This is a genomic window from Ruegeria sp. P10 (assembly GCF_056534925.1).
The window spans coordinates 281,898-303,715 of the sequence record NZ_JBQERJ010000004.1 but is presented as its reverse complement, the minus strand read 5'-3'; the positions used below and the strand labels follow the sequence as shown (position 1 = coordinate 303,715).

The window sequence follows — 21,818 nt, the reverse complement described above, 5'->3', positions numbered from 1 at the left end:
TAATGGCTAGAGCAAAGTTTCTCTGCGACGCTGAACGCTGCATCGAGTGCAACGCCTGCGTAACCGCGTGTAAGAACGAACACGAGGTGCCGTGGGGCATCAACCGCCGCAGGGTGGTGACGATCAATGACGGCAACCCGGGCGAACGCTCGATCTCGGTCGCCTGTATGCATTGTTCGGATGCGCCCTGCATGGCGGTGTGCCCGGTCGACTGCTTCTATCAGAACGAAGAAGGGGTCGTGCTGCACTCCAAGGACCTGTGCATTGGCTGCGGCTATTGCTTCTATGCGTGCCCCTTCGGTGCGCCGCAATACCCGCAGGCGGGCAACTTTGGATCGCGCGGCAAGATGGACAAGTGCACCTTCTGCGCCGGCGGCCCCGAGGAAACGCACTCGACCGCAGAGTTCGCCAAATACGGTCGCAACCGGATCGCCGAGGGCAAGCTGCCCATCTGCGCCGAAATGTGTTCCACAAAGGCCCTGCTCGCCGGTGACGGCGACGTGGTTTCCGCAGTTTACCGTGAACGCGTCGTGGCGCGCGGTTTCGGCTCGGGCGCCTGGGGCTGGGGCACGGCCTACGACCAGAAAGACGGTTGAAATCCGGCTTTTGACAAAACAGCCTCCCGCCCTTTGCGGGGGGCTTTTCAGGTGATGTGATCGGGGATCCGTTTCCTGTAACGTCACAGCAAACAAATTTGAGAGGCGCGCATGACCAATGATGTTTACTGGCTGCTGAAGCTTGACCTCGATCTGGATAAAAAGGATGAGTTCGAAGCGCTTATGGCGGAAATGGTCGCGGCCACGCTGCAAGAAACCGGCGCCAGAAGCTATGAATGGCACATGACCGGTTCGGCCGTTCATATCTATGAACGCTATGCCAGTTCCGAAGATGCCATGATACATATGCAAAATTTTGGTGCTAATTTTGCGGAACGGTTTCTGGCCCTTCTGACGCCAGTGGGGTTGGACGTGTATGGTCCGGCCAAGGATGATCTTCGCGAAGCGCTCGCACCGGTCGGCGCCGTTTTTCACCAGCAAATCGGTGGATTTGACCGCTGATATGAAAATGCACAGGAGGATATCCCTATGCGTCTGATTCAGTTTTTGCTCGTTTCGATTTTTCTGACCGGAGCCGCATGGGCGCAAGAGACCTCTGAACCCACGACGGATGAGCGCACCTCGACCGGCGGAGCGACAACGCTGGAAGACATTCTCGCCCGGCAGCGTGGTGAAACCGTCGACAACAGCTATCGTTCCGAGAACACTGGTCAGGGCAACGCCGAGGGGTTGCTGGGTCAGCTTGGCACGCGTGGTGTGGCCTCGGACAGTGACGTGTATCGCGCTTTGCGCTATGGCTCGGCTGATGTGACGGTGTCTTCTCATGGTCCGGCAGACAGCGTGCTGATTCAGGATGGCGGCATGTGGTGGCTGACCTTCCGCACCGGACCGCTGCGCGAATACGGCACCTATATCATTGCCGGGATGCTGGGCATCATCCTGTTATTTTTCTTGATCCGAGGCAAAATTCGCATCGATGGTGAGAAAACCGGCCGTACGGTCACGCGTTTCAACGGGTTCGAGCGGTTCGGCCACTGGTTGTTTGCCGGGTCATTCCTGATCCTTGGCGTCACGGGCCTGCTGACGCTTTATGGGCGCGACTTCCTGATCCCGGTTTTCGGTAAAGAGGGTTTTGCAGCCCTCGCACAGGGCTGCAAGTGGTTACACAACAATCTGGCCTGGGCCTTCATGCTGGGCCTGATCATCGTCACGGTAAACTGGATTGCCCATAACATCCCCAACCGCGTCGATCTGAAATGGCTGGCCGCGGGTGGCGGGTTGTTTACCAAGAACAGCCATCCACCGGCAAAGAAATTCAACGCTGGTCAAAAGATCATATTCTGGGCCTGCATCCTGCTGGGCGCCTCCATCAGCCTGTCGGGTCTGTCGCTGTTGTTCCCGTTCGAGATGCCCTTGTTTGCCAAAACCTTCCAGATCGCCAATGCGACCGGTATTCCGCAAATGATGGGCCTGAACCTGCCGGTGCAGATGTCGCCGCAGGAAGAAATGCAATATGCCCAGGTCTGGCACGTGATGGTTGCTTATGTGTTCATTGCGATCATCGTGGCGCATATCTATCTCGGCTCTGTCGGAATGGAGGGCGCCTTTGACGCCATGGGCACCGGCGAGGTCGAAGAACAATGGGCCCGTGAACACCACTCTTTGTGGCTGGAAGAAGTTCAGGAAAAAGAGGCAGGCAAAACCGCCGCCTCGCCTGCTGAATAGATGCGGGGGCTGGTACTGGCCCTGGCGCTGATCCCTCTGCCCGCCTTGGCCGAATTCTTCACACTCAAGGGACACGGCGGCCCAATCATGGGGATCGCCACAGCCCCGGACGGGCGTATCGCAACAGCCAGTTTCGACAATTCCGTCGGGCTGTGGGATGATCGGACCCCCGAATGGCTGGAAGGTCATGAAGCCGCCGTGAACGCCGTTGCCTTCAATGGCACGGCCATCTACTCGGCGGGAGATGACTTCACCCTGCGCAAGTGGCCCGGTGGCGACGTGGTTGGGCGACATCAGGGCAAGATCGTGGGTCTGGCAGCGTCCAAGACCCACGTCGCAACCGCCAGTTGGGACGGAATGATTGGGCTTTGGCCCGTGAACGGAGCCGCGCCCACAACTCTTGGACCGACGGGAAGCGGTGTGAACGCCGTAGTTTTTTCTTCTGACGGCACACGGCTTTATTCAGCAAGCATGGATGGGTCGCTGCGCATTTGGGATATCTCGACTGGGCAAGAGATCAACCGGCTCATCGAACACGGGTTCGGTATCAACGAGCTGGTCCTGAATGAACAGGACAACTGGATCGCTTACGGTGCCGTCGACGGAGTGACCCGAATACTGGACCTTTCCACCGGTGAAGAGCGCGATTTCACACTGGATCGTCGCCCGATCCTGGCCATGGCGCTCAGCCCGGATCGTCGGTTTCTGGCCGTGGGTGACGGCGAAGGCTATATAATGGTCATCGATACCTCGGACTGGCGCATCGCGCAGGACTTTCGCGCAACGTTGCGGGGGCCAGTCTGGGCCCTGGCCTTCTCGGTCGATGGTGAAAACATCCATGCTGGCGGGATCGACGAGGCCATGTACAGTTGGCCGGTCACCGCCCTGTCCGATCGGCAACAGATGGCTTTTGCCGAGCCAAGTTTTCTGCAAAATCCCGACGAGATGGACAATGGTGAGCGTCAGTTCGCGCGGAAATGCTCGATCTGTCACAGCCTCACCCCCAACAGCCAGCGCCGCGCAGGCCCCTCCTTGCACGGGGTTTTCGGCAGGCGCGCGGGCACGTTACCGGGATATTTGTACTCGGATACGCTGCAAGGCTCTGATATCATTTGGAATGACGAAACGATAAATGCTCTTTTCGACGAAGGGCCAGACCATTACATTCCGGGGTCCAAGATGCCGATGCAGAGAATTACACAAGCTCAGGATCGTCAGGATCTTATTGTTTTTCTGCGCCGCGCAACGGGTGCCCGGAACTGAACTGGAGGAGACCATGAAAGCCTTTCTTGCCGCGGTCGCCGCAATGGTCGTCATTGCAGTGGCAGCCCCTGTCGTGCTGGATCGGATCGGGTTCACCGCCGCCGACGCCACGTCCGGCTCTGCCGTGCGCCTCGACTGAATGTCGCAATACCTGACCACCCGCGAACTGGCCGATCTGCTGCGCATCGGCGAGCGCAAAGCCTATGATCTTGCCTCCTCGGGCGAGGTGCCCTGTGTTCGCGCCATGGGCAAGCTGTTGTTCCCGCGGGCCGAAATCATTGCCTGGCTCAACGCGTCGCGATCCGGCCCGCAGGTGGCCGAACCGCCTCTGCCTCCGATTGTAGCAGGCAGCCATGATCCTCTGTTGGACTGGGCGCTGCGTGAAAGCGGATCGGGGCTTGCCACCTATTACGACGGCTCCTTTGACGGGCTGACACGGCTGAGCGAGCGCAGCGCACAGGCGGCCGTGTTGCATATCCACGAAGACGGAGGGTTCAACGAAAAATCCCTGCGTGACGCCTTGGGCGAAGGGCCGGTGGTATTGTACGAAATCGCCCGACGCAAGCGCGGGCTGCTTCTTGCCCCGGGCATATCGGATATCAAAACGTTTAAGGATCTCAAATCGCGCCGCGTGATCATGCGTCAGGACAGTGCGGCCAGCCAACACCTGTTCGATAGCCAGCTGGAAGCACATGGCATGAGCCGAGACGATCTGGACGCAACCCCCGGCTGCGCACGCACCGAAGAGGAACTGGCCATCGCCCTTCACGGCGAAAAGGCCGAGGCCGGCTTTGGGCTGGGGGCTTTGGCAGGGCTTTACAACCTGGGTTTCGTCCCCACCCATTCCGAGAGGCTGGATCTGGCGATTTGGCGCAGGTCATATTTTGATCCGCCAATGCAGAAACTGATAACGCTGCTGCGCTCGGATCAATTTGCGCAAAGGGCCCGTGAATTCGGTGGCTACGACCTGTCGGGCCTGGGCACGATACACCACAACGGTGCCAGCGGGTGAGCCCTCACCCGCCTTTTACCTTGTCAGGATGCGCCCGCCGCAGGCCGGCTTAGTCGGCGTTCGGAAAGAACACCTGCTGTCCGTCCAGCCTGAACGACGCAATCGCTTCCTGCCCGTCCGGCCCCGTCAGCCAGTCGATGAAACGTTGGCCGGCTGCCGCCCGCACATGCGCGTGCTTGTCAGGGTTCACAAGAATCACACCGTATTGATTGAACAGGCGCGGATCCCCTTCGACCAATACCTCAAGATTTCCCCGGTTTCCAAAAGACAGCCACGTGGCTCGATCCGTCAGCGTATAGGCATCCATTCCACTGGCCACGTTCAGCGTCGCGCCCATACCAGATCCGGTCTCGCGATACCAAGCACCCGAAGCCTCGGCAGGGTCCAGCCCGGCTGCGGACCAATAGCCCAGCTCGGCCTTGTGTGTTCCGCTGTCGTCACCGCGTGATGCAAACGGCGCTTCCACCTCGGCAATTTTCGACAGCGCGGCCAACACATCGACGCCGCCGCGAATTCGGGCAGGGTCAGACTTGGGGCCGACCAGAACGAAATCATTGTACATCAGATCCTTCCGCTCTACGCCCCAACCATCAGCAACGAATTTCTCCTCGGCCGGTTTGGAGTGAACCAAAAGAACATCCCCGTCCCCGTTGACGGCGTTCCGAATGGCTTGACCGGTTCCAACCGCCACGACACGGACATCGATACCTGAATCGGCTTCGAACCACGGCAGGATGTAATCCAACAGTCCCGAGTTCTGTGTAGACGTGGTCGACTGCACCACAATAAACGGTTCTTCCGCCGAAACCGCCCTGGTCAACAGGCCCACAGCCACCACCGCTGCCCGAATTGATTTCCGGAACATCACACTCTCCGCTTTCTGTATTTCATGTAACCAACCCGCCCGCCAAATAGCGGCGCGACGCATCGCTTTCGGGTGAATTCAAAACCTGTTTTGCCACACCGTGTTCCACGACATGCCCGCCCTGCATCATGACCACGTCCGAGGCCAAACGACGGGCCTGACCGATATCATGCGTCACCATCACGATCCGCACGGCCCGAGCCGATGCCCGCAATATCATTCGTTCGATCATCTGGGTCGCGCTGGGATCCAGAGCGCTGGTGGGCTCGTCCAGAAACAAGGTCTCGGGGTCCAGCGCCAGCGCACGGAGAATCGCCAATCGCTGCGCTTCTCCCCCGGACAATGACCGCGCGGGTTGTCTGGCCTTGCCGTCCAGCCCGCCTTCGGTCAGCAATTCGGCGATACGGGCCTTACGGGCCCTTCGCCCCATGCCTTGACGCTTGAGAACGAAGTCAAGGTTTGCCGCAACAGATCGACGCAGCAGAACCGGTTTCTGAAACACCATGGCCTGGCGGGCTTTCTGTGCCGCGCCCAGCGGTTTTCCACCCTGGACGACCTGCCCCCGATCCGGCGTGATCAGCCCGTGCAGACAGCGCAGCAACAGGCTTTTGCCTGCACCGTTGGGGCCAAGAATCAAGGTTGGCCCCGGCCCATCCAGAACCAATGACGAGACGTCCAACAACGCCTTGCCGTTACTGCGGATTTGCAGGTTCTCGACCTTCAGGCAGTTCACCTTGTCGCAGAGCAGGTCACGCATGACCCACCCCTTCCCGTTCGACCCGCAGGCTGATCGCGCTGACCATCGCGTTCACGGCCACCGCGATCCCGATCAGGATTGCCCCCAGCGCCAGAGCCAACGCCAGATTTCCCTTCGACGTCTCCAACGCGATCGTCGTCGTCATTACGCGGGTCACATGGTTGATGTTGCCGCCCACGATGATCACCGCGCCGACCTCGGCAATGGCGCGCCCAAACCCCGCAAGCAAGGCGGTAACCAGTGCCAGCCGCGCATCCCAGAGAAGCACGGGAACCGATGCCAGCCGCGACACGCCCAGTGATCGCAGCTGTTCGGAATATTCCTCGGCCAGCATTTCGACCACCTGCCGGGTCAATGCCGCGATAATAGGAGTGACCAACACGACCTGCGCAATGATCATGGCCGTCGGGGTATACAAAAGCTCTAGCACACCCAACGGGCCGGAACGGGACAGCATCAGATAGACCAGCAGCCCCACGACCACGGGCGGGAACCCCATCAGGGCATTCATCAGAACGATCAGCATCCGCCGCCCCGGAAACCTGGCCACAGCCAGAGCGGCACCGACGGGCATGCCGATCAGGGCGGAAATCAGAACCGCAAACACGGATACTTTCAGGGACAACAGCACAATCGTCCACAGCTCTGAGTCTCCCTCAAAGATCAGCGCGATGGCAGAGCTGAATTCTGATGCAAATGCCTGCATTTTATCCCGTGAGGTTCACAATTCGTATGAAATGCGTTCGTTTACAGGTAAATACTACTCTGATTTCAGGTCGAGTACAGACACATATCCGGCATTTAGAATGAAAAACGCGGCCCCGATTGGGACCGCGCCTCAATTCCCCAAGGAAAGGCTGAGATCAATTCAGTGCAGCATCGGTGATCTGATGTGTCCAGGCCCCTTCGGGCTTTTTGGTAATAACCGGATCGGACCCGCCTGCCAGCAATGTGTTGACGGTGCGGTCGAAATCAGCCGGGTCCAGCGCGCCGTTCGACCCTGCGGTCAACTTGGCGATCTCACCCATCATACGCTTTTGGTGCTCTTCCGTCTGAGCACCGGTTGCATCGTTTTCCAGAACGATTTCCGCCGCTTCGTCCGGGTTCTCCTCGGCATATTTCCACCCCTTCATCGACGCGCGAACGAACCGCTCCATCTTGTCGGCGAAGGCCGCATCGCTCAGGTTCTCTTCCAGCACATAAAGACCGTCTTCCAGCGTTGCCACGCCCTGGTCTTCGTATTTGAAGGTCACCAGCTCATCCGGGCTGACACCGGCATCGATGACCTGCCAGTATTCATTGTAGGTCATGGTGCTGATGCAATCCGCCTGACGCTGAAGCAACGGGTCGACGTTGAAGCCCTGCTTCAAAACTTCCACTCCGTTTTCGCTTTTGCCATCGGTACTGATGCCCAACTGGCTCATCCAGCTCATGAAGGGAAACTCGTTGCCAAAGAACCAGACACCCAGCGTGCGGTTCTTAAGGTCTTCGGGCGACGAGATCCCGGCGTCTTTCCAGCAGGTCAGCATCATGCCCGAGCTTTTGAAAGGTTGCGCGATGTTCACCAGCGGCAGCCCTTTTTCACGGGCAGCCAGCGCGGCAGGCATCCATTCGACGGTCACATCGGCGCCACCGCCTGCAATCACTTGCGTCGGAGCGATGTCAGGCCCGCCGGGCAGAATGGTGACGTCCAGCCCCTCTTCTTCGTAAAAGCCCTTGTCCTTGGCAACATAATAGCCCGCGAACTGTGCTTGCGTGACCCATTTCAGTTGCAATGTCACCTCATCCGCCGCCAGCGCCGCACTGGCTGCCAGGCTAAAGGCGGCAACCGCCCCGCTGAGTAGCTTGTTCATCTTCATTTCTCCTAGTTGCTTGTTGTGCCCCAATTTCGGGGTCTGTTGATTTCTTTGTTTTATCCGCGCTGTGATGGGTGCCAGAAGGTCACCACTTTTTCGATCCCCGCCACCAGCCCATAAAAGGCCGTGCCGGCCAGTGCCGCAACAACGATTTCGGCCCAGACCATGTCCAGCGACAATTGCCCGACGCTGGTAGAGATCCGGAACCCCATACCAAGTGTCGGTGAACCGAAGAACTCGGCCACGATAGCGCCGATCAGAGCCAAAGTGGTGGAAATCTTCAACCCGTTGAAAATGAAAGGCATCGCTGCGGGCAAACGCAGTTTCATGAAGCTCTGCCAATAGGTTGCGGCATAGGTCTCCATAAGATCGCGCTGCATCGAGGTGGCTTCCCGCAGGCCTGCCACGGTGTTGACGAGCATCGGAAAGAACACCATCACAACCACCACCGCCGCCTTGGAGTGCCAGTCGAACCCAAACCACATCACCAGAATGGGGGCGGTTCCGACAATCGGCAGGGCGGCCACGAAATTGCCGACCGGCAACAGGCCCAGACGCAGGAAATCCCAGCGATCCACCGCAATCGCCATCAGAAAGGCCGCGATGCACCCGATGACATAGCCGCTGAGCGCGCCCTTGATGATGGTCTGCACAAAATCAGCCCACAGGATCGGAAGGCTGTCCGCAAACCGTACCGCAATTACCGACGGCGCTGGCAGGATGACCAGAGGAACCTCAAGCCCGCGCACCAGAAGCTCCCAGATCCCGATGACCGTCAGGCCAAAGATCAGCGGGGCCAGAAATCGCACCATTCGGGTGTCGGCATAAGGCCCGCTGGCCAACCGGCTGTTCAACCACCAGCCCAAAAGCCAAAGCAGGACAGCACACAAAACCAGTATCATTGCGCCATCCCCATCCGTTTCAATACGGCACGTTCAATCAGCCCCAGCAACCCGACCAGGCATGCCGCCAGAATGGCAGCCGCGAACAGAGCCGACCAGATCTGTACCGTCTGACCGTAATAGCTGCCGGCAAGCAACCGCGCGCCCAGACCGGCAACAGCCCCTGTCGGAAGCTCACCAACAATGGCGCCGACCAGCGACGCGGCGATCCCGATTTTCAGCGAGGTGAACAGATACGGCATGGATGCCGGCAGGCGCAATTTCCAAAAGCCCTGAGACCGGCTGGCGTTATACGTCCGCAACAAGTCCAGCTGCATCGCATCGGGGCTGCGCAGGCCCTTGACCATGCCGACGACAACCGGAAAGAAACTCAGATAGGCCGATATGATCGCCTTGGGAATGATGCCCTGGATACCAACGGAATACAGCACCACAATGATCATCGGCGCCAGCGCGATGATCGGAATGGTTTGACTGACAATGGCCCATGGCATGACCGACAGGTCCATAACGCGGCTATGCACGATACCCACGGCCAGAAGGATCCCCAGGCCGGTGCCAATCGCAAATCCCAGTATCGTCGCGCTGAGCGTGACCCAGCCATGATAGATCAGCGACCGTTTCGAAGTGATCTTTTTCTGGACCGTCGTTTCCCACATCTCGATGGCGACCTGATGCGGGGCCGGCAGTCGAGGCCGGTCCTGTTCCCATGTGGCCGGGATGGCGAATGTGTTGTTCAAAACAAGACCAACCTCGGACATGTCACGCCGGTCCTTGGCGGAAGGCGGCTGCACGACGGCCCCGGCACGTTCCTGTTCGGTCAACACGCCCTTTATGTTCATCGGAATACAGGCCACGTACCAGAACAGAACAATTGCGGCGATGACTGTGAATACGGCGATGACTTGCTTCATGCACGCCACTCCATCCGATAGACGGGCACGGTATCCGGCGGCACAGGGGGTTCCTCGGCCGTCACTTCAAACCCTTCACGGCGATAAAAACGTTGCGCCGCCGTATTGGGCCGGTGCGTCGTCAGCCAGAGAAAATTTCGGCCCTCTTTTGCTTTGTCGACAAGGCGCTTGCCGATACCCTGCCCCGTCCGGCTGCAATACAGCGCGCCAATTTTATTCTGTGCCGGGTCCACTGACATGTAGCAATCGACCGGATCACCGGCGACCCACATTTCACGGCTGTCGAATGCGTCGCTGATCAGCTTCGCCAGTTCATCAACCGGCAGTTCGTCGGGCATCCAGTCCGTTTGCGTGGCCCAGTCATGAACAACCCTGGCGCAGGCAGGCACATCGCCTGGCGCCGCGCGCCGGATCTTATCCGCATTCAACTCAGCCGTCATTGGAATGCCCACCCCGCAAACCTTCGCGCACACGGTGCGCGACCTCGATGAATTCCGGGGTATCGCGAATGTCCAGCGGCCGTTTCTTGGGCAGCGGGCTGTCAATCACATCGGCGATCCGCCCGGGCCGTGGGCTCATCACCACAATCTTTGTGCTCAGATAAACCGCCTCGGGAATGGAATGCGTCACAAATCCGATCGTCTTTTCCGTACGCGCCCAAAGCTCAAGAAGCTGCTCGTTCAGATGGTCCCGCACGATCTCATCCAGCGCCCCGAACGGCTCGTCCATCAGCAGGATATCCGCGTCGAACGCAAGGGCCCGAGCAATACTGGCCCTCTGCTGCATCCCACCGGACAACTGCCAGGGAAACTTGCCGCCAAACCCTTCCAAATCAACTAGTTCCAGGACTTTTCTCACCCGTTCATCCTGTTCGGCAGCAGGGTATCCCATGATCTCAAGAGGCAGTTTTATGTTCTTTGCAATAGTACGCCAGGGATATAGGCCCGCCGCCTGAAAGACATACCCGTACGCCCGGTTTCGACGCGCCTCATCAGGCGTCATGCCATTGACGGTCAGCGTCCCGCCCGTAGGTGTCTCCAGGGCTGCGATACAACGCAGAAAGGTGGTTTTGCCACAGCCGGACGGCCCGATGAAACTGACGAAATCGCCCTTGTCTATTGTCAGGTTCACGTCTTTAAGCGCGTGTACAGGCCCATCATTGGTCTGGAATGTCAGGTCTAGCTGCCTTGCCTCGATGACGGGCTGGGTCGTGCTTTCAGTGTTCATTTTATTGCCTTGAAAAGAGTGGTGTCAGGGCCGCCAGCAACGCGGCCCCAACCGATCAAACACCGGTCGCCGGAATTCCTGTCCGCTCGACGGGTCTTGGGGCGGTCAGCTCTTTCCAGGTGCTCAGCGCCTTGTTGACGGTGGTGTTCGCCTCACGCGCGACAAAGTCCCCATGACCTTCCTGCGTCCGGATTTCACCGTCATGCACCGCCACCTGACCCCGCGTCAGAGTAAAGCGCGGCAGGCCTTTGACCTCTTTGCCCTCGAACACATTGTAGTCGATCGAAGATTGCTGCGACGCGGCGCTGATTGTCTTGCTTTTCTCAGGATCCCAAACAACAAGATCAGCATCCGCCCCGACCAGAACCGCACCCTTTTTAGGATAGCAATTCAATATCTTGGCAATGTTTGTTGAAGTGACAGCCACGAATTCGTTCGGTGTCAGACGTCCAGTGTTGACCCCATGTGTCCACAACATCGGCATCCGGTCTTCCAGCCCGCCGGTGCCGTTCGGGATCTTGGTGAAATCCCCTACGCCAAAGCGTTTCTGTTCGGTTGTGAAGGCGCAATGATCGGTTGCAACCACGCTCAGCGTTCCCGATTGCAGGCCATTCCACAGGCTGTCCTGATGCTGTTTGTTGCGGAACGGAGGGCTCATGACCCGTCGCGCCGCGTGGTCCCAATCCTGATTGAAATATTCACTTTCGTCCAATGTCAGGTGCTGGATCAGGGGTTCTCCCCACACCCGTTTACCCTGCATCTTTGCCCGGCGGATGGCTTCATGCGCCTCTTCGCACGAGGTGTGAACAACATACAGCGGCACACCCGCCATGTCCGCGATCATGATCGCCCGGTTGGTGGCTTCACCTTCCACCTGCGGCGGGCGCGAATACGCATGCGCCTCGGGGCCGGTATTGCCTTCGGCAAGCAGCTTGGCACTCAGCTCTGCCACCACATCTCCGTTCTCGGCATGCACCAGGGCGGTACCGCCAAGCTCGGCAAGGCGCTTGAACGAGGCGAACAGCTCATCATCATTCACCATCAGCGCGCCCTTGTAGGCCATGAAATGCTTGAAGGTGTTGATACCGCGCGTCTCGATCACGGTTTTGATGTCGTCGAACACCTGTTCCCCCCACCAGGTCACCGCCATATGGAACGAATAGTCACAATTGGCCCGTGTCGACTTGTTGTCCCAACGTTTCAGCGCATCCAGCAGGCTTTCACCGGGGTTGGGCAGTGCAAAATCAACAACCATGGTCGTGCCGCCCGCCAGGGCCGCCCGCGTCCCGCTTTCAAAGTCATCGCTGGAATAGGTGCCCATGAACGGCATTTCGAGATGGGTATGAGGATCAATACCGCCCGGCATCACAAAACAGCCGGTTGCGTCCAGTTCCTTGTCCCCCGTCAGGTTCATGCCGATTTCGGTGATCACGCCACCCTCGACCAATACATCCGCTTTGTAAGTCAAATCCGCGGTGACAACGGTTCCGTTTTTGATGACAGTACTCATTTTGAACTCCCTGATGCGGTCTGCGCCGCTTGCTTCATCTGGCCAAAAATATCCCGGGGGAGTCGCCCTTGGGGCGACGGGGGCAGCGCCCCCTATTCCACGATTTCGGCAGTCTCGACCACGGCATGCAGCAGAACATCCGCCCCGGCTGCGGCCCATTCCTTGCTGATTTCTTCGGCTTCATTGTGGCTCAGCCCGTCAACACAGGGGCACATGATCATCGCGGTTGGCGCAACCCGGTTGATCCAGCAGGCATCATGCCCCGCGCCCGAGATGATATCAGTGTGCGAATAGCCCAGCCGTTCGGCTGCGTTTCGCACGGCCGATACGCAAGCATCGTCAAATTTCACCGGATCGAACCCGCCGACTTTCTCGAATTCGATCTGAAGACCCATCTCGTCAACGATGTCCTCGGCAGCCACCCGCAGGCGGTTCTCCATGTCGGTGATTACCTCCAGCTCGGGCGAGCGGAAATCGACCGTAAACACCACCTTGCCCGGAATCACGTTGCGTGAGTTCGGGTAGACATCGATATGCCCTGCCGCACCCACCGCATGCGGAGCATGAGACCATGCGATCTCGTCGACTTTCTCCAGGATCCGCGCCATGGCCAGCCCGGCATTCTTGCGCATCGGCATCGGTGTCGATCCGGTATGCGCATCCTTGCCCGTTACCGTGATCTGCGTCCAGCTCAGCCCCTGACCATGGGTGACGACGCCGATATCCTTGCCTTCGGCTTCAAGGATCGGGCCCTGTTCGATATGCAGTTCAAAGAACGCATGCATCTTGCGGGCGCCCACCTCTTCATCACCACGCCAGCCGATCCGGTTCAGCTCATCCCCGAACTTTTTGCCCTCAGCATCTTCGCGGTTGTATGCCCAGTCTTGCGTGTGCATCCCGGCAAAAACGCCCGAAGACAGCATCGCCGGCGCGTAACGCGTGCCTTCTTCGTTTGTCCAGTTGGTGGCGACGATCGGATGTTTCGTCTTGATCCCCAGGTCGTTCAGCGTCCGGATCAGTTCCAGCCCTCCCAGGACACCTAGCACGCCATCATATTTGCCGCCGGTCGGCTGCGTATCCAGATGCGAACCCACGTAAACCGGCAGCGCGTCCGGGTCAGTGCCTTCGCGACGGGCAAACATGTTGCCCATCTGGTCAAGCCCCATGGTGCACCCTGCTTCCTCGCACCATTTCTGGAACAAGGCGCGGCCTTCCGCGTCCTCATCCGTCAAGGTCTGGCGATTGTTGCCACCGGCGACACCCGGGCCGATCTTGGCCATCTCCATCAGACTGTCCCACAACCTGTCGCCATTGATCCTGAGATTCTGCGCCGGAGCTGCCATGTTCATCTTCCCTGTTTGCTGGCGAGTTGGCTCGCTTTTGATGTCTTGATTTGACCATATGGTCAAACTCACGCTATCACGGGTTCGGTATCAGTCAAGAATTTGCGCGGTTCAGCTGAAATTTTCAGTACGTCCCGCATCTGTTCGACGAAAAAAGAGACACGCTGAAAACATGCCAAAAGACCGCGCACCAACCCGTATTCAGAAAAAGAACCGCGCCGCGATTCTAGAGGCCGCCCTGAACGTGTTTTCATCCCACGGGTTTCGCGGCGCAACCGTAGACCAGATCGCAGCAGAAGCAGGTCTGAGCAAGCCGAACCTGCTGTACTATTTCCCATCAAAAGAAGCGATCCACACTGAATTGCTGTCCGGCCTGCTGGATACCTGGCTGGCTCCGCTGCATGATCTGGACGCCAATGGCGATCCGATGGAGGAAATCCTGGCATACATTCGGCGCAAGTTGCAGATGAGTCAGGAGCTACCACGGGAAAGCCGCCTTTTTGCCAACGAGCTTGTACAGGGCGCGCCGCGTATTCACGATGCATTGTCCAATGATCTCAAGACACTGGTCGACGAAAAGGTCACGATCCTTACCGGCTGGATGGATCAGGGAAAAATCGCGCGGGTGCACCCCTACCACCTGGTGTTCTCGATCTGGGCCTTGACGCAGCACTATGCAGATTTCGATGTTCAGGTTCGTGCAATTCTGGGCAACGAAGATCCGTTCGAGGGTGCAGAAGCCTTTGTTGACACGTTGTACCGCAAACTTCTGAGCCCCTGAAAAAAGGGGCCGCAATAACGGCCCCTTGACGATCTGTCGCAATCCCCTCATTCAGCCGCTTTGGCCATCGGGTTGTTCGGATGCGTCGTCCAGTTCGCATAAGTTGGCTGAACTTCTTTTCCGGTCCGGGGATCAACCTCGCCCGCTGCCATCGGCACCATATCGATGCAGCCTTCGATCGGACAAACATCGACGCAGAGGTTGCAAGCGACGCATTCGTCATCCATCACCTCAAACACGCGGTCCTCGGACATGGAAATCGCCTGGTGGCTGGTGTCTTCGCAGGCAGCATAACACCGGCCACACTTGATGCACTGATCCTGATCGATCTTCGCCTTGGCGACGTAGTTGAGGTTCAGATACTGCCAGTCGGTGACATTGGGCACCGCACGTCCGATCACCTCATCAATGCTGGAATAGCCTTTCTCATCCATCCATTCCGACAGCCCCGCCGTCAGTTCGTCAATGATCTTGAAGCCATAGGTCATCGCAGCGGTGCACACCTGAACGTTGCCGCAACCCAACGAGATGAACTCGGCCGCGTCACGCCAAGTGGTGACGCCGCCGATGCCGGAAATCGGCAGGCCCCGCGTCGCCTCGGCCCGCGCGATCTCGGACACCATCGACAATGCAATGGGCTTTACTGCCGGGCCGCAATACCCACCGTGGCTGCCTTTGCCGTCAATGGACGGTTCAGGGCTGAACGTGTCCAGATTGACGCTGGTGATCGAATTGATGGTGTTGATCAGCGACACCGCATCCGCACCACCGTTTCTGGCGGCCGCAGCCGGTTTGCGGATATCTGTGATATTCGGCGTAAGCTTAACGATGACCGGGCGGTCGTAATACTGTTTGCACCAGCGGGTGACCATCTCGATATATTCCGGCACCTGCCCCACGGCCGAGCCCATGCCGCGTTCGCTCATCCCATGAGGGCAGCCGAAGTTCAGCTCTATCCCGTCCGCACCGGTTTCTGCCACGCGTGGCAGAATGGCCTTCCATGCTTCTTCCTCGCACGGAACCATGATCGACGCGATCAAGGCGCGATCCGGGTAATCGGATTTGACCCGCGCCATTTCCTCGAGATTCACCTCGAGAGGACGATCCGTGATCAGTTCGATATTGTTCAGGCCCAGCAAACGGCGGTCGGCCCCGTAGATTGCGCCATAGCGCGGGCCATTCACGTTCACGACCGGAGGCCCCTCGGACCCCAGCGTTTTCCAGACAACTCCTCCCCACCCGGCTTCGAAGGCGCGGCGCACATTGTATTCCTTGTCCGTCGGCGGCGCAGAGGCCAGCCAGAACGGGTTGGGGCTGGAAATGCCCAGAAAGTTTGTCGTCAGATCGGCCATGGCTTCTCCCTTCCCGGCTCAGCCGGATTTTTTGAATATCATTTCGGTCGGGCGAATACGCCCGGCCTTGAGGTTTTTGACGTAGTTTTGGAACTTTTCGGGCGCCGTTTCGCCCATCATCAGGTGGATTCCCAGCGGCGCTGGTCCGGTCTCGGCTATCTTGGCAAATACGTCTTCGAAGAACTGGATCGCAAACGCGGTGCGGTCTGTTTCGGCAACCAGCTCAAGACCGGCCGCGGCCGCGGCGTCTTTGTATACTTCTGGCGCGTGAACAAAGGAGGTTTCCGGAAAAGTGGACCAGGGAAGCGGAAAAGCCAGCGGCTCATCCACCTCTCCGCCCATGACGTCGAACAGGGCAAAGGTGCCACCGGTGGCCAGAACCCGTGACACTTCCGCGAACAGCCCCGCTTTGTCTTCGATATTCATGCCCACATGCATCATGACGGCAAGGTCGAACCCGGCATCCGGCACAGGCATGTCCAGAGCACTGCCAACAAGAAAGCTGGTCTTTTCGGAATGTCCGACCAGATCGCTGAGCGCAGTTGCGGTTTCCACGAACTCGGGCGTCAGGTCGACCCCTGTAACCGTTGAGTCATATTTGTCCACTATGTACCGGGATGTGCCTCCGATGCCGCATCCGATGTCCAGAACGCGTGTCGCATGGGTCGGAGAAAGTTGCGCAAACAGGTTGTCGGTCGCAAGAACGCCGCCGGTATGGAATTCATCCCCCGCCTTCAGATCAGCGACAGTGGCCGCATCCGGGTCGATGCCGCTGGCCTCCAGCGCCGCGCGGACGCGTTCGGTCAGTGCACCGGTGGTATAGTGTTGAGCAACAGCTTGTTCGATCTGGGACATGGGAATACCTCAGCAGCGAAAGGAATGGGGTGAATACCCCACCCTATCACGAAACGAGCGTCGCGTGGATGTCCATCGCCGCGTCCCGACCTTCGGCAACGGCCGTTACGGTCAGATCTTCGCCGCCCGCAGCGCAGTCACCACCAGCCCAAACACCAGCCAAAGAGGTTCGGCCAGCGCCGCTGACGGCGATCTTGTTGCCATCCAGCGTCAGGCCTTCGGGTGCGCCCTCCAAGGTCTGTCCGATGGCCTTGAGAACCTGATCGGCCGGCAAGCGGATCGTTTCTCCGGTTGCGATGAGCTGACCGTTCTGGCTGGAGGTATATTCCAGCTCGATCTCGGTCGCGGCGCCATTGCCGTGTATGGCCACTGGCTGAACATTGGTCATGATCCGAACGCCATGCGACGCTGCCAGGTCCTGCTCGTACCGGCTGGCCCCCATGGCATCCCGGCCGCGGCGATAGGCAATCGTGACGTTTTCGGCGCCCAGAAGCTTGGATTTCACGGCGGCATCCACAGCCGTCATGCCCCCGCCGATGACGACCACATTCCGTCCAACGGGCAGATCGGCAAGGTCGCTGGCCTGCCGCACGTCCGATATGAAATCAACCGCGGCCCGCACACCGTCCTTGTCAACACCGCCTGCACGCAAGGCGTTGACGCCGGCTAGACCGATGGACAGAAACACCGCGTCGTAGTTTTCGACCAGCCCATCCAATGAGATGCTTTCGCCCAAAACCGAACCGGTCTCGATTGCAATCCCGCCGATTTTCAGAAGCCAGTCCACCTCGGCCTGTGCAAAATCGTTGGTCGATTTGTAGGCCGCGATACCATATTCATTCAGGCCGCCGGGTTTGGGCTTGCTTTCATGGATCACCACGTCATGGCCCAGCATCGCCAGCCGATGGGCACAGGCCAGACCCGCAGGCCCGGCCCCTACAACGGCAACTGTCTTGCCGGTCGAAGGCGCACGTTCAAACGGATGCACGCCCGAGGCCATGATTTCATCGGTGGCGAAACGTTGCAGGCGCCCGATCTCAACCGGTTTGCCTTCGGCGGCCTCGCGAACGCAGGCCTCTTCGCACAGCGTTTCGGTTGGACAGACCCGAGCGCACATTCCGCCCAGAATATTCTGTTCCAGAATCGTGCGCCCTGCTGATTGCGGTTGACCGGCTTGAATCTGGCGAATGAACAACGGGATATCGATATCCGTTGGACAGGCCGTTACGCATGGCGCGTCATAGCAGAAATAACAGCGATCTGCGGCTACTGCGGCCTCATGCTGCGCAAGTGGCGGATGCAGATCGGTGAAATTCGAGGTCAGCTCATCGCTTGAAAGCCGCCCGGCTACGATGCCGGGTGCCATCTGGCCCTGTGCCATCACTCTACTCCCTGTAGATATGTTTGTTATGCTCTCAGCTTGCCACAAATAATTTTTTTATCAATTGGTAAAATTTGCCAAATGGTCAAAAAATGAAAAGCCTTGCAAAAACAACCGTGTTTTTGGGCACTTCGCTTAGGGATTAAGCACAAAAAGCGTTGAATCATTGGGTCCGAAGGCAGGATTTGCCCAGGAAAGGGCTGTGCGGGTATGGGCATACAAGGTTCGGTCAGCATCGCACGCCACCGATTTTCCCTTACGACATGAACCGGGCCAACCTCGGAAAATCCGCAAAATGACCTTGCTCAGCCCTTTCTCGGCGCGATGAGAGGAATGCCATAGATAACAAGAAATCAAACTTTCGGCTTTTGACGCCCCACCCCGCTTGCTGTAACCCGGATCAAAGGGTGCCGGTTCCGGCAGCTTTCAGGAATGGGCATAGATGCAGGCAAGTTCTCGGAAATTCAACATCGCGGTTGTCGGGCAAAACAACCGCCTGCAATATGAGGCCCTGTTGTTCGCGGCCTCGCTTCGCCATTGTTCGCCCGGGTTCAAAGGCCGGCTGTTTGTCGCCACACCCAACCCGTGCCCGCGCTGGACCCACAACCCCAGCATCCAGGACGAAGACGTTCTGAAGGCCCTGAAACAGTTGGATGCCGAAATCCTGCCCTTCGACTCGCATGTTTTTGGCGAAAGCTACCCTTATGGCAACAAGATCGAGGCCTTGTTGGCCCTGCCGGAAGGTGAACCCTTTGTGTTCTTCGACACAGACACGCTGATCACCGGCGACATCACAAGCGTCCCGTTCGATTTCAACCACCCCGGAGCCTCACTGAAGGTCGAGGGCACATGGCCAAAGCCGACGCTGTACGGCCCCGGCTTTGACGGTATCTGGCGGGCGCTTTATGCGCGCTTCGGGCTGGATTTCGAAAGCTCGGTGGATCCGGGCCAACCCCATGATTACTGGCGGCGATACCTTTACTTCAACGCAGGTTACTTTTTTTTCAAATGCCCCAGGATGTTCGGTGAACGGTACCTGGACTACGCAAGAACGATCCGGGATGAGAACATTCCCGAACTGACAGGCCAGAACCTTGACCCATGGCTGGATCAGGCGGCCCTGCCGCTGGTCATTCATTCTTTCGGCGGCGGGCGGGACGCTTTGCCGGACGGGCTTCTGGACGGGTCCGTCAGCTGCCACTATCGCCTGTTCCCTTTGCTTTATGCCCGCGAAAGCGATCACGTGATCGATGTGCTGGAAACCGTCGTGGCCCCCAACAAGGTCAAAAAAGTGCTCAAACAGTATGATCCGTTGAAAAAACTGGTTCTTCAGGGCAAAGGCGAAAAAATCCGTGCGCTCTTTGATCAGGACAATCTGCCGCGGCGGGAACAGGTGCTGCGCAACGCGATCAAAAGCAAAGGACTCTGGCTGCGCTGACAGGATCGTTGTGCGCAGGCGGGCAATGGCCTACAGATTCCGCAAGACAGATACCAACAGGAGATTTTCACGATGTCTGACGGCCCGACCTACGGTTTCGACACATTGCAAATTCATGCGGGTGCCCGCCCCGACCCGGCGACCGGAGCACGCCAGACACCGATTTATCAGACCACGGCCTATGTGTTCCGGGATGCGGACCACGCAGCGGCCCTGTTCAACCTGCAAGAGGTGGGCTTTATCTATTCTCGCCTGACCAACCCAACCGTCGCCGTTCTGCAGGAACGCGTGGCGACGCTTGAAGGCGGCGTCGGGGCGGTGTGCTGCTCGTCCGGGCATGCGGCACAGATCATGGCGCTGTTTCCGCTGATGGGGCCCGGCTGCAACGTGGTCGCCTCGACCCGTTTGTATGGCGGCACGGTCACGCAGTTCAGCCAGACGATCAAACGCTTTGGCTGGTCCGCCAAATTCGTGGACACCGATGATCTGGACGCCGTGAAGGATGCCATCGACGAAAACACCCGCGCCGTGTTCTGCGAATCCATCGCCAATCCGGGCGGTTATGTGTCTGATATCCGCGCGTTGGCGGATGTTGCTGATGCTGCGGGCATCCCGCTGATTGTCGACAACACCTCGGCCACGCCCTACCTGTGCCGTCCGATCGAGCATGGCGCGACACTGGTTGTGCATTCTACCACCAAATACCTGACCGGCAACGGCACCGTCACCGGCGGGTGCATCGTGGATTCTGGCAAGTTCGACTGGTCCGCTAATGACAAATTCCCGTCACTGAGCGAACCCGAGCCTGCCTATCACGGCCTGAAATTCCATGAGACTTTTGGCCCGCTGGCCTTCACCTTCCACGGCATTGCCATCGGTCTGCGTGATCTGGGCATGACCATGAACCCGCAGGCAGCTCATTACACGCTGATGGGGATCGAAACACTGTCGCTGCGTATGGAGCGCCACGTGGAGAACGCCCAGAAAATCGCGACGTGGCTGGAAGCGGATGACCGGGTGGAATACGTCACCTATGCGGGATTGCCGTCATCACCTTACAAGGACCGGGTCAAATCGCAGTATCCACGTGGCGCTGGCGCATTGTTCACTTTTGCGGTGAAGGGCGGCTATGACGCCTGTATCAAACTGGTCAACGCGCTGGAAATCTTCAGCCACGTGGCCAATTTGGGCGATGCCCGCTCGTTGATCATCCACTCGGCCTCGACCACCCACCGACAACTGACGCCGGAACAACAGGAAGCCGCGGGCGCAGGCCCCGGTGTCGTGCGGGTGTCAATCGGCATCGAAGACGTGAACGACCTGATCGCGGACCTTGATCAGGCCCTCGCCAAGGCAAGCGCCTGACTATGGCCGGGCACGACACAAACGACCTTGGCCAGCCCATCGGTTTGCCGGTGTCGGGTGACTTTCCGCGCCCGACGCCGCCTTACACACCGATGGAAGGCCGGTACTGTTCTGTCGTGCCACTGGATGTGAATCGCCATGCGCCCGGACTTTTTCGGGCGTTTGCCAATGACAGGGATGGCCGTAACTGGACTTACCTGCCCTATGGCCCGTTTGTCAGCGAACCGGAATTTGAAGACTGGGCCCGCGCCAACTGCATGGATGCGGACCCGATGTTTCATTCCGTATTGGATGCGGACGAAGTGCCAGTCGGCATGGCCTCTTATCTTCGGATCGAACCCGCAGCGGGTGCCATCGAAGTCGGCCACATCCACTTTTCACCGCTGCTGCAACGCAAGCCGCAATCGACCGAGGTCATGTACCTCATGATGAAGCGGGTTTTCGACGAGCTCGGCTATCGCCGGTACGAGTGGAAATGCGACGCACTGAATGCACCGTCACGCAATGCCGCTGAACGGCTGGGATTTACTTTCGAAGGGGTGTTTCGACAGGCGACCCACTACAAGGGCCGCAATCGGGATACGGCGTGGTACGCGATCATCGACACTGAATGGCCGCGCATTCGCGATGCATTCGAAGCCTGGCTGTCGCCCGACAATTTTGACGGCACGGGCCAGCAGCGCAAACCGCTGATGGCCCGTGTGAAAGCGTGATC

The 21,818-nt window shown here is 58.6% G+C and carries 23 protein-coding genes; 10 read left to right on the top strand and 13 right to left on the bottom strand.

Features of this window, described 5'->3' with window-relative positions; genetic code table 11:
• Window positions 1–2: 2 nt before the first annotated feature.
• From fdh3B to ACR0FB_RS09365, 6 genes are all read left to right on the top strand, one after another.
• Complete coding sequence (fdh3B, locus tag ACR0FB_RS09390; RefSeq protein ID WP_010439472.1) at window positions 3–596, top strand: formate dehydrogenase FDH3 subunit beta; 594 nt, start codon at window positions 3–5, stop codon at window positions 594–596.
• A gap of 111 nt (window positions 597–707) precedes the next feature.
• Window positions 708–1,058 (top strand): putative quinol monooxygenase, encoded by a 351-nt coding sequence (locus ACR0FB_RS09385; RefSeq protein WP_171633062.1) that lies wholly within the window; start codon window positions 708–710, stop codon window positions 1,056–1,058.
• A 27-nt stretch (window positions 1,059–1,085) separates the two neighbouring features.
• Entirely contained in the window at window positions 1,086–2,282 is a 1,197-nt protein-coding gene (locus ACR0FB_RS09380; RefSeq protein ID WP_171633065.1) for a formate dehydrogenase subunit gamma, read from the top strand.
• Complete coding sequence (locus ACR0FB_RS09375) at window positions 2,283–3,545, top strand: c-type cytochrome (RefSeq protein WP_171723440.1); 1,263 nt, start codon at window positions 2,283–2,285, stop codon at window positions 3,543–3,545. It begins immediately after the preceding gene.
• A 13-nt stretch (window positions 3,546–3,558) separates the two neighbouring features.
• Window positions 3,559–3,684, top strand: coding sequence for a hypothetical protein (locus tag ACR0FB_RS09370; RefSeq protein WP_256367747.1), 126 nt, complete (start codon window positions 3,559–3,561; stop codon window positions 3,682–3,684).
• Window positions 3,685–4,557 carry a helix-turn-helix transcriptional regulator gene (locus tag ACR0FB_RS09365; RefSeq protein WP_171633070.1) on the top strand — a complete coding sequence of 291 codons (873 nt, stop codon included), beginning with the start codon at window positions 3,685–3,687 and terminating at the stop codon, window positions 4,555–4,557.
• A 49-nt stretch (window positions 4,558–4,606) separates the two neighbouring features.
• Here ACR0FB_RS09365 and ACR0FB_RS09360 read toward each other — a convergent pair whose 3' ends face one another.
• The 10 genes from ACR0FB_RS09360 to ACR0FB_RS09315 form a co-directional block, all read right to left on the bottom strand.
• Entirely contained in the window at window positions 4,607–5,422 is an 816-nt protein-coding gene (locus ACR0FB_RS09360) for an ABC transporter substrate-binding protein (protein WP_480619175.1), read from the bottom strand.
• Between the two features lie 22 nt (window positions 5,423–5,444).
• Window positions 5,445–6,179, bottom strand: coding sequence for an ATP-binding cassette domain-containing protein (locus ACR0FB_RS09355; protein WP_480619174.1), 735 nt, complete (start codon window positions 6,177–6,179; stop codon window positions 5,445–5,447).
• Window positions 6,172–6,885 (bottom strand): ABC transporter permease, encoded by a 714-nt coding sequence (locus tag ACR0FB_RS09350; RefSeq protein ID WP_480619172.1) that lies wholly within the window; start codon window positions 6,883–6,885, stop codon window positions 6,172–6,174. The genes ACR0FB_RS09355 and ACR0FB_RS09350 overlap by 8 nt, the downstream gene beginning before the upstream one ends.
• A gap of 157 nt (window positions 6,886–7,042) precedes the next feature.
• Window positions 7,043–8,032 (bottom strand): ABC transporter substrate-binding protein, encoded by a 990-nt coding sequence (locus tag ACR0FB_RS09345; RefSeq protein ID WP_152457702.1) that lies wholly within the window; start codon window positions 8,030–8,032, stop codon window positions 7,043–7,045.
• A gap of 59 nt (window positions 8,033–8,091) precedes the next feature.
• A complete protein-coding gene (locus tag ACR0FB_RS09340) occupies window positions 8,092–8,937 on the bottom strand; it encodes an ABC transporter permease (protein ID WP_171231810.1) in 846 nt (281 codons plus the stop codon).
• The gene (locus ACR0FB_RS09335) at window positions 8,934–9,851 is read right to left on the bottom strand and encodes an ABC transporter permease (RefSeq protein ID WP_171633081.1); all 918 of its coding nucleotides are present in this window, start codon (window positions 9,849–9,851) and stop codon (window positions 8,934–8,936) included. Before ACR0FB_RS09335 ends, ACR0FB_RS09340 begins: the two co-directional genes overlap by 4 nt.
• The gene (locus ACR0FB_RS09330) at window positions 9,848–10,189 is read right to left on the bottom strand and encodes a GNAT family N-acetyltransferase (RefSeq protein WP_480487297.1); all 342 of its coding nucleotides are present in this window, start codon (window positions 10,187–10,189) and stop codon (window positions 9,848–9,850) included. Before ACR0FB_RS09330 ends, ACR0FB_RS09335 begins: the two co-directional genes overlap by 4 nt.
• 91 nt (window positions 10,190–10,280) lie before the next feature.
• Complete coding sequence (locus tag ACR0FB_RS09325) at window positions 10,281–11,078, bottom strand: ABC transporter ATP-binding protein (RefSeq protein WP_480487295.1); 798 nt, start codon at window positions 11,076–11,078, stop codon at window positions 10,281–10,283.
• Window positions 11,079–11,133: 55 nt separating this feature from the next.
• Window positions 11,134–12,588, bottom strand: coding sequence for a dihydropyrimidinase (hydA, locus tag ACR0FB_RS09320; RefSeq protein ID WP_152457698.1), 1,455 nt, complete (start codon window positions 12,586–12,588; stop codon window positions 11,134–11,136).
• Window positions 12,589–12,680: 92 nt separating this feature from the next.
• The gene (locus ACR0FB_RS09315) at window positions 12,681–13,931 is read right to left on the bottom strand and encodes a Zn-dependent hydrolase (RefSeq protein ID WP_480489964.1); all 1,251 of its coding nucleotides are present in this window, start codon (window positions 13,929–13,931) and stop codon (window positions 12,681–12,683) included.
• Window positions 13,932–14,103: 172 nt separating this feature from the next.
• Here ACR0FB_RS09315 and ACR0FB_RS09310 point away from each other — a divergent pair, with 172 nt between their 5' ends.
• Window positions 14,104–14,712: a TetR family transcriptional regulator C-terminal domain-containing protein gene (locus ACR0FB_RS09310; protein WP_171723449.1), complete on the top strand. Its 609-nt coding sequence runs from the start codon at window positions 14,104–14,106 to the stop codon at window positions 14,710–14,712.
• Window positions 14,713–14,759: 47 nt separating this feature from the next.
• Here ACR0FB_RS09310 and preA read toward each other — a convergent pair whose 3' ends face one another.
• The 3 genes from preA to ACR0FB_RS09295 are packed head-to-tail and all read right to left on the bottom strand — an operon-like array spanning window position 14,760 to window position 18,300.
• Window positions 14,760–16,064 (bottom strand): NAD-dependent dihydropyrimidine dehydrogenase subunit PreA, encoded by a 1,305-nt coding sequence (gene preA, locus ACR0FB_RS09305; RefSeq protein ID WP_171633091.1) that lies wholly within the window; start codon window positions 16,062–16,064, stop codon window positions 14,760–14,762.
• A gap of 18 nt (window positions 16,065–16,082) precedes the next feature.
• Window positions 16,083–16,919 carry a methyltransferase domain-containing protein gene (locus tag ACR0FB_RS09300; RefSeq protein ID WP_210092221.1) on the bottom strand — a complete coding sequence of 279 codons (837 nt, stop codon included), beginning with the start codon at window positions 16,917–16,919 and terminating at the stop codon, window positions 16,083–16,085.
• Window positions 16,920–16,965: 46 nt separating this feature from the next.
• The gene (locus tag ACR0FB_RS09295) at window positions 16,966–18,300 is read right to left on the bottom strand and encodes an NAD(P)-dependent oxidoreductase (RefSeq protein ID WP_171723451.1); all 1,335 of its coding nucleotides are present in this window, start codon (window positions 18,298–18,300) and stop codon (window positions 16,966–16,968) included.
• A gap of 442 nt (window positions 18,301–18,742) precedes the next feature.
• Between ACR0FB_RS09295 and ACR0FB_RS09290 the strand changes: the two genes are divergently transcribed.
• From ACR0FB_RS09290 to ACR0FB_RS09280, 3 genes are all read left to right on the top strand, one after another.
• Window positions 18,743–19,738, top strand: coding sequence for a hypothetical protein (locus ACR0FB_RS09290; protein ID WP_480619169.1), 996 nt, complete (start codon window positions 18,743–18,745; stop codon window positions 19,736–19,738).
• Between the two features lie 72 nt (window positions 19,739–19,810).
• Complete coding sequence (locus ACR0FB_RS09285) at window positions 19,811–21,103, top strand: O-acetylhomoserine aminocarboxypropyltransferase/cysteine synthase family protein (protein ID WP_171633102.1); 1,293 nt, start codon at window positions 19,811–19,813, stop codon at window positions 21,101–21,103.
• A gap of 2 nt (window positions 21,104–21,105) precedes the next feature.
• Window positions 21,106–21,816, top strand: coding sequence for a GNAT family N-acetyltransferase (locus tag ACR0FB_RS09280; RefSeq protein WP_171633105.1), 711 nt, complete (start codon window positions 21,106–21,108; stop codon window positions 21,814–21,816).
• Window positions 21,817–21,818 lie beyond the last annotated feature (2 nt).